The following is a 17,313-nucleotide window of genomic DNA, read 5'->3' on the forward strand; positions in this document are numbered from 1 at the left end:
GAGGCAGACGATGAGCGGAAACGGATATAGATTTGTAATTGACGAGGCTACGTTTCAACTGCAGGAGGCCTACTCTTTTGATTGGCTGACGGCAATGGGGCGGGTGTTCCGGGTGTTTGATGAGCAGGATTCCGGAAATATCAGCTTTGGGGTTGAGCAAGACGGATGCAAGTATTTTGTGAAGTTCGCCGGAGCGAAAACAATGCAATTCCATGGTGATCCTGCGGAAGCGGTTGAAAGATTGATTCAGGCGGTTCCTCTCTATGAGGAGCTGCGGCATCCGTCGCTAATCCAGTTGTTATCTCATGGTCCTGTGGAAACGGGATATGCAGTGGTTTTTGAATGGACGGAAGGCGAGTGCCTGCATTCGCATTGGGCTTTTGGCGGAGCGGCCAAGTATAGTGATCCCGAATCGCCTTTTTACCGCTATAGGGCCTTGTCGACGGAGAAACGGCTGGATTCTCTGGAGGTCATCTTTGGCTTTCATAAATACATAGAGTCTAAAGGATATGTGGCTGTAGATTTTTATGATGGAAGCATTCTCTATGATTTCACTAAGGACCGTACAGCGATTTGCGATATTGATTTCTATCAACCTAAGCCCTTCTTCAACGGCATGGGAGAGCAGCTATGGGGCTCCAAACGGTTCAAATCACCAGAAGAGTACCTTCTGGATGCCCCAATCGACGAAATCACCAATGTATATAATATGGGGGCTACTGCTTTTGTACTACTGGGTGGAGAAAGTGACCGATCCAGAGATAAATGGGAAGCGGAACCGGAACTGTACAAGGTTGCGCTGGGGGCCGTAGATCCAGAGCGGGCTCAGCGTTACCGGAGTGTCTCGGAGTTCAAGGCGGAATGGGATAAAGCGAGGAAGGAAGCAAACGATGGATAATAAATCCACCACAAAACAAAAAGTTTTTTCGATAGCAAAGGCAATTATTATCGGAGTTATTTTGGGGTTAGCAGCAAAACTTGTGGATAATCCGAATATAAACCCGATATTTGACAATCTCGGAGGACGTCTTGGTATATGGGTATTTGTTGCAACACTTTTATCAGTTTTCAGTTATTCTCCCAAATTAGCGGCTGTAAAAATATTTGCCTTTTTTGGGTCGATGCTTACTGTTTATTATCTTTACACAACGTTTGTGCTGCATTTTTTCCCAGAAAGAGAAATTGTTTTTTGGGGGTTATGCGCAGTGGCATCTCCTGTTTGTGCTTATGTTATGTGGTATGCACGCGGGAGCGGATTGTTTTCTAATCTTGTTTCGGCCCTTCCAATCACAGTATTACTGTCAGAAGGGTTTGAATTACGTAACGCTTACTTACCCGTTCACCATCATTACTATTTAATTCCATGGCTTATGGGGATATATCTAATAATGATAGTTGTTTTGTTACTTACCATTCCGAAAAACAAAATTCAAATTTTGTCCATTCTGCCTATCGCCCTTATATTATCTTTTATCATGATCTATTTTAATGTTTTTGGCCGGATATTTGGTGGAATGAACGGTGTATTGTAGGGCCGGATTTCGCCGGGTACGAATAGTCGCAGAAAGAAGGATTACCAGTGCTTGAAAAAAAGGCTTAGGATACAAGGAACTAAACGCAATGTCCAAGCAGATCTGTGAACTGGAAGAGAAGCTGCTGAACACCGAGGTGCGCACTTCGCCGGATGAACTGTCGCGACTGCTGGCAGACGATTTTTTTGAATTCGGAAGCTCCGGGAAGGTATGGCATATGCGGGACTTGATGGGCGAAGAAGGAGCGGGCGAGGTCCGAATGACCCTGAGCGGGTTCGAACTTCATCCGTTATCCGGGGAGGCTGTGCTGGCCACCTACCGGATCATGAACGAAGAGACGGGGGGAGAGACACTGCGCAGTTCAATCTGGAAATTCAGGGATGGGCAGTGGCAGATGTTTTTTCATCAAGGAACCCCGGTGAGAGGATAGGGTTAACGACCCTCTGTTTATAGGTTATCTATGCCTAGTCCCGGATCACATGCCCCTGCCCAAGGGTGACTTCCATAAACCCGGCCATCTGCCGGGCTTGATAGCGGATCGGCTTGCCGCTGCCCATGATGATGATATTGCGGATATCGGCGGTGCCTTCCGAAGGGAGGGCAAAGGCCTTGATATAGGCGAATTCCCCGGCTAAAGTCGTGTGGATGGCCCCTATCAGGCGGTCCTTTTCGCTTCTGCCCATCAGGTTCATGATGATGGAGCCGCGGCTGTTCAGCTTGGAACGGGCCAGGGCGAAGAACTCACCGGAGACCAGATGCCGGGGAGTGCCGTCAGCGGTGAAAGCATCCAGAAGAAGGAAGTCATAGCGGCGTTCCGGCTCGCCCTCCAGAATGCGCCGTCCGTCCCCGACAACGACATTATCCTGGCTGTAGCCAAAATGCTGCCGGCTCAGCTTCACGACCTCCGCATTCACTTCGGCCACTTTAAAGCGCTTCTCCGCAAAATAACCGGCAATCGTTCCGATCCCATGTCCAATCAGGAATACATCTTCGAAATAAGGTTCGCCAGCCTCCATTAGGTGGATCATCGCCCGCGGATATTCAAAGACCACCCGCCGGGGGTGGTCCAGATCAAGGGCGCCCTGAATGGCGTCTCCCGAAAACTGCAGTACGCGGAATCTGCCTCTCTCACCATATAATTCTGTCGTTTCGTACACCTGGATTTCGGGGTTGTTCTTTGAGTTCAGGAACTCTGGATGCAAGGTATCATTCTCCTTAAACAAGTGAAATGCGTTTATATTCGTTCGGCGTAACACCGACAACTTTCTTGAACAGCTTGTTGAAATAAGCAGGGTCGGGATAGCCGACCTCGGTGCCGATCTCGTGCACCTTCAGATCAGGCGCATTCTTCAGCAGCTGCTTCGCTTTGCGGATGCGGATTTCAATTACATAGTCGGTCAGTGTCAGCCCGGTCTCCTGCTTGAACAGCTTGCTTAAATAGCTTGGCGTCAAAAATACCATACCGGCCAACATGTTCAAATCGGCATGCTGATTATAATGGGCCGCTACCCAGCGCTTGACCGTTTCAACGGCTGTACCGGACATTTCCAGCCGGTGCTTGCGGATTTCGTTCAGCGCGACCGAGAAGGAGGAGGTGAAGAGTTCCTCAATTTCAGCAAAGGCCATGCAGGCTTCGATTTGCTCTTCCAGCCGCTGGCTGCAGTCTTTTCGGTAGACCGCTTCAAATTCCTGCAGCTCCTTGCGGGCAGTATCTTCAACCTGCCGGCAGGCGCGCAGGATCAAGTCGGGATAAGCCTGCTGCAGCTCCAGCACAGAGAACAGCTTGTGCAGTCCTTCCAGCACCCCGGCCACATTTAGAATCTGCAGCTCATGGATCAGCGGCTCCCGGAATGGAGGGAAGGGATCACAGACAGCCTGCACCGGTGCCTGGAGTTCTTTAATCGTAACATAATGCAGCGGCAGCGGACTATAAATCCCTGCATCGCAGGCGAGCTTGGCTTCAAGATAGGCTGTTCTAAATTTGCCGGGATCATCGTAGGAGCGGCTGGCCCCCGCATGGAGACGCTGGCCCTTGCTTGCAATGCCGATAATCTCTCCGATTTCGTGTGATTCTTCAGGGGGGAGCGGCTGTGCGGAATAACAGATCCATGCCTGCAGCCCTTTCTGCACTTCCAGCGTATCGAGGAGGAACGCCTTCTCTTGCCGCAGACTGTCTGCAATTCCGCAGACTTTTTCCCGGGAGCTTCCTTTAAGGACATAGACCGTGAAATAAGGCTGGGGCAAGGTAAGGCCGCTTAGAAGAACGGCAGAGGGCTCTTCGATATGCAGCAGGGAGTGCAGCAGGCCTGTGCGCTGGCATTCTTCTTTTTCCCGTAACAGCTTCTGCTCCTTCTCCAGACTATACAGCACTTCGAAGAGCTGTTCTTTGTTGATAGGTTTGAGCAGATAATCTACCGCTGAACTACGAATGGCTTCCCGGGCATAATTAAATTCAACGAATCCGCTCATCAGCAGGCTGCGAATCCCGGGGTGGTTCGCTTTAAGCTGCCGGATCAGCTCCAGCCCGTCGATCTGCGGCATACGGATATCGGTTATAACAACGTCAAGGTGGAGCGAGGGGAGCGCATCAAGCAAATGTTTGCCGTCCGGATAAATACCGGCGACAACGAAGGTGCTGCTCTCTTTGCTGATCATTCGTGCCAGACCTTCGCGAATCAGAACTTCATCATCTACAATCGCAATACGCAGCAAGCCGAGTCCCCCTTTTTGGAATGATATTATTCTTCGCTGTGATCGTCCGAAAGATCCTCGATTCTTAAAGTCACACGGGTTCCTGTGCCAATTTCACTCTGCACGTGTAATCCGAAGGAGCTACCGTAATGCAGACGGATGCGCTCATTCACATTTCGCAGACCGATTCCGAACATTTCACCGTCTGCCCCGCCCATCAGACTGTTATTCAAAGCGCGCAGGGTATCCTCATCCATACCTATTCCGTCATCCTCGACGCAAAATACAGTTTTACCGTCCTCCTCCCAAGCCGTAATGTTCAGTGTACCCGGCCCCTCCTTAGGTTCAAGCCCGTGAAAAACGGCATTCTCGACAATCGGCTGGAAGACCAGCTTGATCACCGGCAGCGGCAGGAATTCCTCCGGCACATGGATATTGAGCCGGAATTTATCAGGAAAGCGGATTTGCAGCAGATGCAAATAATTACGCACATGATCCAGCTCATGCCGGATCGTAACGGTTTCTTCACTGCGGACAATGCCGTAACGCATCTGCAGCCCAAGCAGATAGGTGAGCTTCGCGACGCGGGGGTCATCACTGCTCTCCGCCAGCATGCGGATGGATTCCAGCGTATTGTAAATAAAATGCGGGTTAATCTGGTTCTGCAGCGCCCGCATATCTGCCTTTTGTTTGCGTTTCTCCGTAAGGGAGACCTCCTGAAGCAGATCCTTGACCCGGATAATCATCCGGTTGAAGTGGCTGCCGAGCATCCCGATTTCGTCATTATATTTCGGATGCAGCCAGACATCCAGATTGCCGTGCTGCACCTGCTTCATCAGACGGACCATCGACTTCAGCGGTTTGGTCAGTGCATAGGAAATAAAGGTGGCAACGACGAGCGCGAAGGCAATAATCGACAGAGTAGTGAAAATCAGCCGGTTGCGGTTCTTCTCCACCGGGGAGAGGATACGGTCCAGCGGAATGGAAACAATGGTCGTCCAACCGGTCTTCTGGGATACCCTGTACACTGCAAGAACATCAAGGCCATCCAAAGTGATTTGAAAGTGGCCATTGGGAGCGGTAACTTTCTGCAGCAGCATCTGTGCATGTTCCCGCTGTTTCGGGGTCTCTTGGCCGTCCACATGCTCACCGTCGTACATTAATTCGCCCTTGTCGTCCACGATCAGGGTATTGCCCTGGGTGACGGCGTTTACAGGATCAACGATCCCCTTGAAGAGGTTGTTGATGTCAATGTCGAAGACAAGGATTCCGATATTTTTGAGCGTGCTGACCGAAGTAATGGTGCGCAAAACGCTGAACACCTCTTTGTGGTCGCCGGAGTTTACACGGATCGTATGCCTGCCTTGGACTACCGGAGCTGCACCGGCCCCCTCGGTGAGGCTTTGCCACTGCGCCAGCCGTTCCGCCGGGAATAATTCATTGATGCCGGGAGCCCTGTCATAAAAGGTGGAACCGTATTTGTCCACTAAGTATACGGCAATAATCTGTTCTTTCGTATGGTTCAAATAGCTCAGGAACATCGACATGCTGGTGTTCTTTTCCCAATCGGTATTACGCTGCTCCAGGTAGAACTGAACATCGGTATTGTACAGCGGCAGCGCCGTGTACCGCTTGAGATCAGCAACATACCGGTCTATGGTATCCGAAGCGCTGTCTGCCATCTGTCCGGCACTCTTTGTGGAGCTCGACAGCACCGAGTTGAAGGTGGAGCGTGAAGAAAGATAGCTGACGTAAGTGATTGGCAGGGAGATCAGAAAAATAAATACGACAATCAGCTTTCGCTCCATCGGCAGGTTGGCCAGGAACAGCCATATGCTGCGCACAATTCTCCGGATGTAAGAGACCACTATGGTTATTCCTTTCTGTACCCCCTATTTGACGGCGCCGCTGGTTACCCCCTCAAAGATATAACGCTGCAGGAAGAAGTAAAGAATGACTGTCGGCAGCAGGATAAGCAGAATGGCTGCACAGATCAAATTCCAATCGGCCGTATTGACCCCCTGAAAACGCATGAGGACGGTGGTAACGACGCCGAGGCTTTGTTTTGGCATATATAGATAGGGGATGTACATGTCATTGTAGATGCTGATCGTCTTCAAAATAATCAGTGTTGCCGTCGCCGGTGACAGCAGCGGGAAGATGATCGAACGGTAGATTTTGAACAGGGATGCACCCTCAACCATCGCATTCTCATCGAGATCAACGGGGATGTTGCGGATGAACTGTAAATACAGGATGATCTGAATGACGTCTGCTCCGATATAGAGTACGATCGGAGCACCCAAGGTGTTGTAGAGGCCCATACTTTTGATGATGCCAAAGGTCGCTACCTGAGTAGTAATGCTTGGAATGATGGTCGCCACAAGATAAGCGCCGAATACAACCGGCTTCAACTTGAAAGAGAACCGCCCCAGTACATATGCCACCATTGTCCCAAACAGAATGTTCAGGGTCAATGTAATAATGATAATAATCAGCACGTTGCCGAAGCCGCTGAGCAGTCCGCCGCGCTGAAACACAGTCACGAAGTTATCGAAGTTGAAGAAACTGCGCGGCAGAGCCATGGAACTGCTGCTGTTAAACTCTTCGGTTGATTTGAAGGCGTTGACCACCACGACATAAGGCGGAAAGAGTACGACGAATACGCCGATAAGCAGCGTGAAGTATTTAAAAATGTCTTTTAGGCTAAGTTTGGAATGTTCCATGGCTACTTATCTCCTCCCCGGTTAAGAACCAGTTGCTGCAGCAAGAGCACGACAACGACAATGAAGATCAGGATAACGCTCATCGCTGAGGCCAGGCCGTAGTTATTAAAAGCAAAGGCGGTATCCACTACCCGCTGAACATAAGTCTGGCTGGCACCCGCCGGGCCGCCCTTGGTCAGCACGAACGGCAGATCGAACACTTCCAGCGCGCCGGTTACGGTGAGGAATAAATTCAATTGAATGACGGGCTTCATATTCGGCAGTGTAATTCTCCACAACGTCTGAAACGAGCCTGCACCATCAATTTTGGCTGCTTCATAAATGTCTTTCGGAATCGCCTGCAGGGAGGCAATGTAAATGACCATGTTGTAGCCCATGAACCGCCAAAAACCAGTGGAAGCGAGCGAGTAGTTCACCAGTCCTTCAGTACCGAGCCAACTGGTCTGTCCTAGTCCGGTGAGGCCGATGCTGTTCAGGAACATATTGAGTGAACCGTTGGTAGTATCAAACACATAGCCGAACATGAAGGCCACAGCTACACCGTTCATGATATAAGGCAGGAAGAGCATAATCCGGAACCCGTTTTTACCCCGCAGCTTGCTGTTCAGCACAACGGCGAAATAAATGGCGACAATATTCTGGACTATCCCCATCGCAAAGTAGGCAAAGTTATGGGTGAACACCTTGAAAATATCAGGATTGCCAAAAACCTCGCGGTAATTGTCCAGACCGACCCAAGGCTTCTCGGGGCTGTACCCGTCCCAGTTGGTAAAGCTGTAATAGACCAGTTTAATGGCCGGATAATAAGTGAATGTCGCCAGCAGGAGCAGTGGAATCAGCAGGAAGGATACAATGATAATGAGCTTTTGCTTGTTATAGGATAATGTTCCGAACATCGCTTAACCTTCTTTCTGAATAGCGCTTTGGTCAATGACGACAAAATGGATTATCCGGAGAAAGCGATAATCCATTTTGCGCCGGGGGATTGCTAGGTTCTAACGTTGCTGGTCTTGCTAAAGATCAATAGCCGAGGTCTTTTTTGGCTTTGGCCCAGGCTTTGTTCCATTTGTCGAAGACAGATTGCGGGTCCTTGGCCAGGACGAATTCCTGTACCATAGCCGGCAGGTCGAGCTGTGCCTTATTGGTGATTTCTGTTACCTTGGCATCATCCACTGTCCCCTCTTGCAGGGTTACGCCAGTCGCCTGGAATTCCTTCAGTTGAGTCAGCTTGGATTCTTTGCCTTTCAGCGGGGAGATAAATCCGGCGAAATCCTCATAACCGGAATCCTCGATCATCCATTTCACGAACGCTTTGGCAGCATCCAGATTTTTGCTGTCCTTGGCTACAGCATAGAAGAAGTCAGGGCTGAGCGGTGCAGTAAGGGTGCCCGAGTTATCATAAGGAAGCGGGAAGAAACCTACATTGTCAGAAGTAGTGCCGGCGCCGATGACTTGATTGATGACCCAATTGCCAAGGAAGTACATGGCGAATTTGCCTGAGGCAATGTCCTTCTTCGATTGTTCCCAGTTGGTGGAGTTGATGTCTTTTTCCAGATAGCCCTTTTCGTTCAGATCTCTAAGCAGGTTGAGTGATTTTCCGTAGCCGTTATCCATAGTGAAAGGTGTTTCGGAGGTCAGCTTTTCGTTCGGGAAATCCGGGTTACCTGCAATCACGCGGGGAACAGAGTACACCCAATCGTTAAGCGGCCATTTGTCCTTGAAGTTGGAGGCGAGCGGAACGACACCTTTGGCTTTAAGCTTTTCGCAGGCAGCGAGGAATTCATCCCAAGTCTTCGGAACCTCGGTGATGCCTGCATCGGCGAAGGCTTTTTTATTGTAGACAATCCCAGTGGTGGAGTTACCTGTGGTAATTCCGTAAAGCTTGCCTTCATAGGATTTGAAATCTTTAAAGGTGATCTGATCATTCAGGCCGAGATCGTCCAGGGAAGCAAAATATTTCGGAAGATCGGAGTTCGGAATGGAAGGAATGAACATCACATCGGGAAGCTCACCACTGGCCATTCTGACCTTGGCTTGCTGGTTGTAGTCTGTTTGGGAAGCTTCGAACTCGACCTTTATGTTCGGATACTTCTCGTTAAAGCGTTTAACATATTCGTCATACTCTTTGCCGATCATATCGGTTCTGTTGGTCAGGAAGGTAATCTTTCCGCTAATGTCGGAACCGCTTCCAGCCGCCGGCTCAGTAGTTGCTTCACTGCCGGAATTCTCTGGTGCTTTGGTTGCAGCCGGCTCATCTGTGGCTTTAGCTGCGTTGTTATTATTGTTCGATCCGCAGCCTGTCAGAGATAAAGAGAAAGTCATTGTGATAACAAAAAATAACGAAAATAACTTGTTTCTCATTGCATTGTCCCCTTTTCGTTTTGATGTTAGCGTTTACATTATCATTATAACGTCATTGATTCTAGCATTAAATGTATTCAATTATTATTTATTGTCTTTATTTGTTTTCTTTCTGGGTTTATAATTACTTTGTTGCTAACAATAAGATAACAAAATATAATGAAACAAATGAATTTTGCTGAAATAGGGAGGATTTATGAAATCATATCATCTTGAATTGACAAACTGGGAATTTAGAGCCTGCGATGATGAAACGTGGCTTCCGGCGGTTGTGCCGGGAACGGTGCACACGGATTTGCTCCGCAATGGACTTATTTCGCAGCCCTTTTATGGAAAGAACGAGCATGAGCTGCAATGGATCGACAAGAAGGACTGGAAGTACAGAAGCAAGCTGCGGCTGGAAGAAGAATGGCAGAGCCTGGCCATTACGGAATTGGTCTTTGCGGGCTTGGACACCTATGCCGATGTTTTTGTGAATAATGTGCATGCGCTTTCAGCAGACAACATGTTCCGGGCCTGGACTGTAAATGTCAAAGGGCTGCTGGTAGCCGGTGACAATGAAATTCTCGTGAAATTCCGTTCCGTAGTTAAGGAAGACCTGCCGAAGCTGGCGCAGCTGGGGTATGATCTGCCGGCGCCCAATGATCAATCAGAGCTGGGCGGACTGCAAGAGCAGCGGATTAGCGTATTTGCCCGCAAAGCGCCTTATCATTATGGCTGGGACTGGGGCCCGAGATTTCTTACCAGCGGAATCTGGCGGGAAGCGGTGCTGCAAGGCCGGGATGCCGCAGCCATTACGGATCTCTATATCCGCCAGAATGAAGTTAAGAGGGAAGAGGCGCGGCTTACAGCTGTCGTGGAGATTGAAACTCCGCAAGCTTGTGAGGGAATGCTGCGGATCACGACTGCTAATGGACAGGAATGGATGCAAGCGGTTTCTGTTCCTTCCGGCAAGCACACTGTGGAGATGGATGTTGTCGTTGACCAGCCGGAGTTATGGTGGTGCAATGGGCTGGGCACGCCTCATTTAACTACCTTCCGGGCAGAGCTGCTGGATAGCGCAACGGTATTGTCCAGTGCAGAAGTAACTACCGGGCTGCGGGAAATCAAGCTGATCCGCAAACCTGATGCGAAGGGCGCTTCATTCCAGTTTGAGCTGAACGGCGTGCCGGTATTCGCAAAGGGCTCCAACCATATTCCGAACGACAGCTTTACCACGGAAATAACGGAGGAACGTTACCGGCACGAGATTGCCACAGCGGTAGAGTCGAACATGAACATGCTGCGGGTGTGGGGCGGCGGGATCTATGAGGAGGAAGTTTTTTACCGGCTGTGCGATGAGTATGGGCTGCTGGTCTGGCAGGATTTCATGTTCGCCTGCAGCATGTACCCCGGAGATGAGCCTTTTCTTGAGAATGTACGGAAGGAAGCAGAATACAACGTGCGCAGATTGCGCAATCATCCCTGCATCGCCCTATGGTGCGGCAATAATGAGATTGACTCCGCCTGGTCGCAATATGAGGATAACATGGGCTGGGGCTGGAAGGAAGGCTACAGCGCTGAGATCCGAGAGACGCTCTGGGGTTATTATGAAGAAATCTTCCACCGGGTTCTGCCGGAAGCGGTAGCGGCTTATCATCCGGGTGCTGATTACTGGCCATCCTCTCCGCTTCGTGAACTTACTACTGATCAAGATCAGCATGCGACGCGGATCATGGGTGAGGGCGATATTCATTACTGGGGTGTATGGCACGGGATTGAGCCTTTTGAGAACTATAACGTCAAGGTAGGCCGCTTCATGAGCGAATACGGCTTCCAGTCCTTCCCTGAGCTGAAATCGGTGCTGAGCTACGCGGAGGAAGAGGATATGGAGCTGGAATCGGAAGTGATGCTGGCTCACCAGAAGAATGGACGGGGCAATTTGATCATTAAAGAGTATATGGACATCTACCTGCCGCAGCCGAAGGACTTCAGGTCATTCCTATATATGAGTCAGATTCTTCAGGCAGAGGCGATGAGAATCGCTATTGAAAGCCACAGAAGAAACAAGCCGTATTGCATGGGAACGTTGTACTGGCAGATGAACGACTGCTGGCCGGTGGCTTCCTGGGCTGGCATGGATTATTACGGCCGCTGGAAGGCACTGCAATATACGGTGCGCAAAAGCTTCCAGGAACTTCTGCTCTCTATTGAAGAGATGGATGGGGAGAACCTGCAAGTGCATGCCGTTTCAGATCTTCAAAAGGCACTGGCTGGTGAACTGGTACTCCGGCTGTATGACTTCAGCGGCTCGCTATTGCGTGAATGGACACAGCCGGTTCAGCTGGAGGCCGATTCGGCGGCGGTGGTCTTCGCGGTGCCGACTGCGGAACTGCTGCAGGGCAACGATCCGAAGCAGGTGGTATTCGTGGTTTCTCTGCTGGAGAACGGCTCCCTACTGGAGCGTAAGGAGCATTACTTTGCTGCGGCCAAGGACAGCAAGCTGAACCGGCCGGTTCTTACGGTGACCGGGATTCCGGGCAGCCTGGACTTTACGGTCAGCAGCGACGTGCTGGCCAGAGGGGTGTACCTGACGGCGGAAGAGGAAGGTATCTTCTCGGATAACTTCTTTGATCTGCTTCCGGGTGAGCCGAAGACCGTGCAGTTTATGCTGCGGGGCAATGGAGATCGGGACTTCATTCCGGCAGCGCCAAAGGGGCTTGAGATTCATTCGATGGCTGACTATGTGAAGGAAGACTACCTGGGGTAAAAACAGTAGAGAGAAGGAACCGGACCATGGCAATTTGGGTGGTATATGCCGCAGACCTGGACCAGCGACGACACCGACGCCGCGGAACGTTTGAAGATCCAGTACGGCACCAGCCTGGTGTATCCGGTCAGTGCGATGGGCGCGCTTGTCTCGGCGGTGCCGAATCACCAGGTTGGACGCGTCACGCCGCTGTCCTTCCGCGGGGATGTCGCCATGTCCGGCAACTTCGGCTATGAGCTCGACCTGACGAAGTTCACGGACGAGGAGAAGGAGCTGGTGAAAGAGCAGGTAGCGAATTTAAAGAAATTCGCGGCCTGGTGCAGCATGGCAATTTGTACCGGCTGCAGAGTCCGTTCGAGGGCAACGAGACGGCCTGAATGTTCGTCTCGGACGATCAGCGCGAGGCGCTGGTCTATTACTTCCGGGTAATGGCTGTGCCTTACCCGCCGCGCCGCAGCCTGCTGCTCAGCGGCCTGAACCCCGACTATGACTACACGCTTACAGACAGCGGTGAAGTATACGGCGGTGACCGGCTGATGCAGGCGGGGCTGCCGCTGCCGCTGCCGGACATCCAGCAGGACTATGTGAGCGGATGTTTCCACTTAAAGGCACAAGCATAAATAGCATTTAGGAGAACAGGAGAAGCCAGGGGGGACTTGGCTTCTTTTGTTTTGTTTGGGGAATAATGCGGAGGTGAAGATGCATCTGAAATCGGCGCAGACGGGCAATATGGGGAAATGAGAGGTAGAAGTGCATCTGAATTCGGCACATTTTTCTGAACGGTTACCCGCTGGAAAGCGCTAATTGTTCGTGTTTAATGTAACTTTCATGTGAGTTATTGCTTTTTTGTTGCTGAAAATACGATATTTATGTATAATAACAATTGCTATCGAAGGAATTGTACGATATTCTGTTTTCAAAGGTGGTTTCATGGCAGAACTGGAAAACAGCGAGCAGAAGAAGAAAATGTGCCAGATCTACAATGAGGTCTCTAAGGATTTGTTTGGTTTCGGGACGACCCTGCTCCGCGTTACTGTCGATCAGCGGGTCATTACCTTTCACGCCAAGCACCGCAGATCTCCCCGGTCGACCGCCCTTGAAGGTGAGGCGCCTGAACTTAAGCAGGAAGTGGATTTTCGGATGTCACTGCTGTTTAAGAAGAGATTTAAGGAAAGACTTGAAGCAGAGATGGGACTAACGATTGAGGTTCTGCTCAGGGATTACGACGCACCAACGGGGTGGGCCTTTACGAATATGATATTGGCCGGAGAATGACAGATTCAACAGGATATCTGCGGATTTTCGTTTTTGATCTATCTTAAGCGAAGACCGTCCTTCTATTACGGGTAGCTCTTTGCTTTGTTTATACAAAGAAAAGTGTTCTTGTTCCTACAAGAATGCTTTTCTTTTTTTTATGAAAAAATAAGGGAAATCAAGATTTTACTACCAGATGGAGGTGCTGCCAAACCGTTTTCCGCCAGAAGCTCACTGGAATGAAGAGAACTGAATTTGCCGCAACTATAGGATGAAGACTGGATTTGTACAGCATATTACACTTGGGAGGTTATTTACTAATGAAAAAAATAATGAATGCGGGCCTTGCCCTTACACTAACTGCTGTGCTTGCTGCTTGCGGCAACAATACCTCGACGAACAACACAGGAACTAATAACGCAGCTGCACCCGAAGCGGCACAATCGGGCGAGCCTACGGAACTGGTTGTCTCCACCTGGGGCTTTTCGGAAGATTTCTTCAAGGAATCGGTCTATGCGCCGTTTGAGAAAGAGCACAATGTGAAAATTGTGGTGGAAATCGGCAACAACGCCGAGCGTCTGAACAAAATCCGTCAAGGCAGCTCCGATGTGGATGTCATTTATCTGTCGGACTATTATGCGCAGCAGGCAATCAATGAAGGGTTGTTCGAAACGATCGACAGCAGCAAGATTCCGAATCTCCAGAACCTTTATGATATCGCCAAAGCCCCGCTGGGTGCAGAATATGGTCCTGCGTACACGATCGGACGCCTGGGAATTGCCTATAATCCGGCACTGGTTAAAGGCGACGTAACCGGCTGGAGCGATCTGTGGACGAAGTTTGAGAAAAACCTGGCGATGCCGGCAATTACAGCTACAGCAGGTCCAATGGTTGTAGATGCGGCATCTCTTGCGGCGGGCAATGCGGACTTCAATGAGGATACAGCATTCACGAAGCTGAAGGAGCTGGACAGTAACGTTGTTAAATACTACGCCCAGACTTCCGAGTATGTGAACATGTTCGGCCAGGAGGAAATTGCCGGCGGTCCGATTATGGAAATGTACTTCAAGGATCTGCAGGCTGCTGTGCCTGACGCCAAATTTATCGCACCGTCTGAAGGTGCTTATGCCGTAATGAATACAGTCAACGTTGTCAAAGACAGCAACAATAAAGAGCTTGCCGAAGAATTCATCAACTGGCAGCTGAGCGATGAAGTGCAGGCGGCATCCGCCAAAGCGAAGGTCGATTCCCCAGTCAATATGAACGTAATGCTGACACCTGAAGAAGCTGTGGGCGTAACGTACGGACCGGATATCATCGGCAAGCTGCGCAAGCTGGATATGTCCTTCGTGAACGAGCACATTACAGAGTGGACGGACCGCTTCAACCGTGAGATTGGCGGCTAAGGATGACGGGGCGTAAAAAAGTCATTCTGGACGTAGATACAGGGGTGGATGACGCGCTGGCGATTATGCTGGCGGTGACGAGCGGACAGCTCGACATTCTCGGCATCACCACGGTCAGCGGCAATGTCTCGCTGGATCAGGCAACCCTGAACACCTGCAAAATTCTCCAGCTGCTCGGCGTGTCCGGGCAGATTCCGGTATACCGCGGAGCGGACAAGCCGCTGGCCCGCGAAGCGATTTTTGAGCACCGTGTGCACGGTGCAGATGGCATCGGCGGTGCATTGGGGGATATGCCGGTAACACAGCAGGCCGAAGCAGAGCCTGCGGAAGACTTCATCATCCGCCAGGTGCTGGCGCAGCCCGGCGAGGTCACGCTGATCATGACCGCGCCGCTGACCAATCTGGCGCGCGCGCTGCAGAAATGCCCGGAGCTTACGCAGCATGCCGCCGAGGTAATCGTCATGGGCGGCGTGGTGCAGGGTTTCGGTAATATCACGCCGACGGCGGAATACAACATGTACGTCGATCCGGAGGCCGCGAAGCAGGTACTGGCTGCCGGGTTCCCCCGGCTGACGCTGGTCGGGCTGGATGTGACCCGCCGTGCGCTGCTTAGCGCGGAGGACATTGCGAAGCTGCGCATTCCGGCAATCCGCGATTATGTGGAGCAGAGCACCTCCGGCTACCGGGAGCGTTATTATGAGCGCAACGGTGTGCAGGCCTGTGCCCTGCATGATCCGCTGGCGGTTGGCGTGGCACTGAACCGCGGGTTCGTCACCGTGCACGATTATTATGTGGACGTGGAGACCCGCAGCGAGCTGTGCGACGGCCAGACCGTCTGTGATTTCCAGAACCGGCTGGGCAAGCCGGTAAATGCCGCTGTCTGCCTGGAGGTAGACGCGGCTGCTTTTCTGGAGTGTTTCATGGATAGCTTGAACCAAGAGCCGAAGAAGGACGGGAGTCATTAGAAAATGAAGAACAAAAGAGCAATGTATCTGCTGCTGCCGGGCCTCTTGTTCCTGGCGGCCTTCATGCTGGTCCCGATCACGCTGACCATTGCCTCCACTTTCGTGCAGGATGGGAAGCTGACGCTGGAAGGGTATCTGCATTTTTTCCGCGACGGGTACTTTAACCGCATCCTGCTGACTACGCTCCGGGTAAGTGTCGTGACCACGCTGGTCTGCATGCTGCTCGGGTATCCGGCGGCTTATTATATTTCGCGGGCAAGCGCACGGAAGAAGAGCCTTCTGCTGGCGCTGTCGATCTTCCCGCTGCTGACCAGTCCCGTTGTGCGTTCCTTCAGCTGGATGATTATTCTCGGCAAAAAGGGGCTGATCAACTCCTTCCTGGTCAACACCGGGCTGATCGAGAAGCCCCTGGATATTCTCTATACGCCTACGGCAATGATGATCGGGCTGGTGCATTTATTCCTGCCGCTGATTATCATCACACTGCTGGGGGTTATGGAGAATCTGGATCATGAGCTGGTCCGGGCGGCGCGCAGTCTGGGCGCTTCCCCGTTTACGGCGTTCCGCAAAATCACCTTCCCGCTGACAGTGCCGGGGCTGATCATCGGCGGAATTCTCGTCTTCGTCGGCAGTCTGACGGCCTATACCACGCCGGCGCTGCTCGGCGGTAAGGAACGGGTGGTCTCCACCTTCCTGTACCAGAATGCCATGACGCTGAATGACTGGCAGGCGGCTTCGGTTATTGCCGTAATTATGATCGTCATTACATTTGTGGTCGTGGGGCTGATGAACGTCTGGGCCAACCGATTAAATCCGAAGGGGTGAGAACATGAAGGAAGGAAACCGCGCGCTGTCGCTGTATACGCTGTTGGTCTTTATTTTTCTGCTGGGTCCGCTCATCATCATTTCCGTTACTTCCTTTGAGCCGGGCACAGTCCTGAAATTCCCCCCTGAGGGCTTTTCATTGAAGTGGTACAAAAATATCTTTGAGGTCAGCGCGTTCATGGAGACCTTCAAGACCTCGATTGTGATCTCGCTGCTCGGCAATCTGCTGGCGCTTCTCCTGGGTGTGCCTGCGGCCTACGCGCTGAGCAGATACCGGTTCCGCGGACGGGATACGCTGAATGCGATTTTTCTGTCCCCCGTCCTGATTCCCGGCATTGTTCTGGGCTTCACGCTGCTGCGCTACCTGATTGTAGTGTACGGGCTGCCGATTGTAGCCGGACTGTTAATCGGACATACGGTAATCATGCTGCCTTTTATTATCAGGGTAATTGCCTCGAGTCTGGAGAATTTCGATTTCGCTGTGGAAGAAGCGGCGCAGAGCCTGGGAGCTTCCAGATTGTACACGTTCTTTAAAGTGGTCCTGCCCAATATCCGTTCCGGTATTCTGGCGGCCATTCTGATTGCTTTTCTGGAATCCTTCAACAATGTGGACATTTCCGTGTTCATGACCGGCCCGGGGATCAGTACCCTGCCGATTCAAATGCTGACCTATGTGCAAAATTATTTCGATCCCACGATTGCCGCGATTTCAGTCATTCTGATGGTGCTGACGGCGGCGTTGATGTTCGTCATTGAGCGTCTGATGGGATTCGCTTATTTTACCAAACGATAAACGGAGGCATA

15 protein-coding genes and 1 pseudogene are annotated in these 17,313 nt (G+C 51.2%); 10 read left to right on the forward strand and 6 right to left on the reverse strand.

The annotated features are described in order from the left end of the window. Window positions 1-10 precede the first annotated feature (10 nt). The 3 genes from NSS79_RS04425 to NSS79_RS04435 all read left to right on the forward strand — a co-directional run bounded on the left by NSS79_RS04425 (window position 11) and on the right by NSS79_RS04435 (window position 1,962). On the forward strand, window positions 11-898 hold the full coding sequence (locus NSS79_RS04425; RefSeq protein ID WP_342438420.1) for a serine/threonine protein kinase: 888 nt from the start codon (window positions 11-13) through the stop codon (window positions 896-898). After that, window positions 891-1,532 carry a hypothetical protein gene (locus tag NSS79_RS04430; RefSeq protein WP_342438421.1) on the forward strand — a complete coding sequence of 214 codons (642 nt, stop codon included), beginning with the start codon at window positions 891-893 and terminating at the stop codon, window positions 1,530-1,532. Before NSS79_RS04425 ends, NSS79_RS04430 begins: the two co-directional genes overlap by 8 nt. Before the next feature lie 88 nt (window positions 1,533-1,620). Further along, window positions 1,621-1,962 (forward strand): DUF4440 domain-containing protein, encoded by a 342-nt coding sequence (locus NSS79_RS04435; protein ID WP_342438422.1) that lies wholly within the window; start codon window positions 1,621-1,623, stop codon window positions 1,960-1,962. A gap of 34 nt (window positions 1,963-1,996) precedes the next feature. Here NSS79_RS04435 and NSS79_RS04440 read toward each other — a convergent pair whose 3' ends face one another. The 6 genes from NSS79_RS04440 to NSS79_RS04465 all read right to left on the reverse strand — a co-directional run bounded on the left by NSS79_RS04440 (window position 1,997) and on the right by NSS79_RS04465 (window position 9,310). Further along, on the reverse strand, window positions 1,997-2,734 hold the full coding sequence (locus NSS79_RS04440; protein WP_342438423.1) for a fused MFS/spermidine synthase: 738 nt from the start codon (window positions 2,732-2,734) through the stop codon (window positions 1,997-1,999). Window positions 2,735-2,747: 13 nt separating this feature from the next. After that, window positions 2,748-4,244 carry a response regulator gene (locus NSS79_RS04445; protein WP_342438424.1) on the reverse strand — a complete coding sequence of 499 codons (1,497 nt, stop codon included), beginning with the start codon at window positions 4,242-4,244 and terminating at the stop codon, window positions 2,748-2,750. Between the two features lie 26 nt (window positions 4,245-4,270). Beyond that, window positions 4,271-6,091: a sensor histidine kinase gene (locus NSS79_RS04450; RefSeq protein ID WP_342438425.1), complete on the reverse strand. Its 1,821-nt coding sequence runs from the start codon at window positions 6,089-6,091 to the stop codon at window positions 4,271-4,273. Window positions 6,092-6,115: 24 nt separating this feature from the next. Further along, window positions 6,116-6,949, reverse strand: a complete 834-nt coding sequence (locus NSS79_RS04455) for a carbohydrate ABC transporter permease (protein WP_342438426.1) — start codon at window positions 6,947-6,949, stop codon at window positions 6,116-6,118. Window positions 6,950-6,951: 2 nt separating this feature from the next. Continuing rightward, a complete protein-coding gene (locus tag NSS79_RS04460; RefSeq protein WP_038586119.1) occupies window positions 6,952-7,845 on the reverse strand; it encodes a sugar ABC transporter permease in 894 nt (297 codons plus the stop codon). A 124-nt stretch (window positions 7,846-7,969) separates the two neighbouring features. Beyond that, window positions 7,970-9,310: an extracellular solute-binding protein gene (locus NSS79_RS04465; protein WP_340894740.1), complete on the reverse strand. Its 1,341-nt coding sequence runs from the start codon at window positions 9,308-9,310 to the stop codon at window positions 7,970-7,972. A gap of 196 nt (window positions 9,311-9,506) precedes the next feature. Between NSS79_RS04465 and NSS79_RS04470 the strand changes: the two genes are divergently transcribed. From NSS79_RS04470 to NSS79_RS04500, 7 genes and pseudogenes are all read left to right on the forward strand, one after another. Then, window positions 9,507-12,059: a glycoside hydrolase family 2 protein gene (locus NSS79_RS04470; RefSeq protein ID WP_342438427.1), complete on the forward strand. Its 2,553-nt coding sequence runs from the start codon at window positions 9,507-9,509 to the stop codon at window positions 12,057-12,059. Between the two features lie 39 nt (window positions 12,060-12,098). Then, window positions 12,099-12,679, forward strand: a pseudogene (locus NSS79_RS04475) (alpha-galactosidase); the annotation flags it as partial. 310 nt (window positions 12,680-12,989) lie between these two features. Beyond that, entirely contained in the window at window positions 12,990-13,334 is a 345-nt protein-coding gene (locus NSS79_RS04480) for a hypothetical protein (RefSeq protein WP_038586129.1), read from the forward strand. Between the two features lie 299 nt (window positions 13,335-13,633). Beyond that, the gene (locus NSS79_RS04485; protein ID WP_342438428.1) at window positions 13,634-14,719 is read left to right on the forward strand and encodes an ABC transporter substrate-binding protein; all 1,086 of its coding nucleotides are present in this window, start codon (window positions 13,634-13,636) and stop codon (window positions 14,717-14,719) included. Window positions 14,720-14,721: 2 nt separating this feature from the next. Beyond that, a complete protein-coding gene (locus NSS79_RS04490) occupies window positions 14,722-15,684 on the forward strand; it encodes a nucleoside hydrolase (protein ID WP_342438429.1) in 963 nt (320 codons plus the stop codon). Between the two features lie 3 nt (window positions 15,685-15,687). Next, window positions 15,688-16,509 carry an ABC transporter permease gene (locus NSS79_RS04495; protein ID WP_342438430.1) on the forward strand — a complete coding sequence of 274 codons (822 nt, stop codon included), beginning with the start codon at window positions 15,688-15,690 and terminating at the stop codon, window positions 16,507-16,509. 4 nt (window positions 16,510-16,513) lie between these two features. Next, window positions 16,514-17,302: an ABC transporter permease gene (locus tag NSS79_RS04500; RefSeq protein WP_038586142.1), complete on the forward strand. Its 789-nt coding sequence runs from the start codon at window positions 16,514-16,516 to the stop codon at window positions 17,300-17,302. The last annotated feature ends 11 nt before the right edge of the window (window positions 17,303-17,313 follow it).

This window comes from Paenibacillus sp. FSL L8-0436 (assembly GCF_038593025.1).
Classification (GTDB): Bacteria; Bacillota; Bacilli; order Paenibacillales; family Paenibacillaceae; genus Paenibacillus_AQ.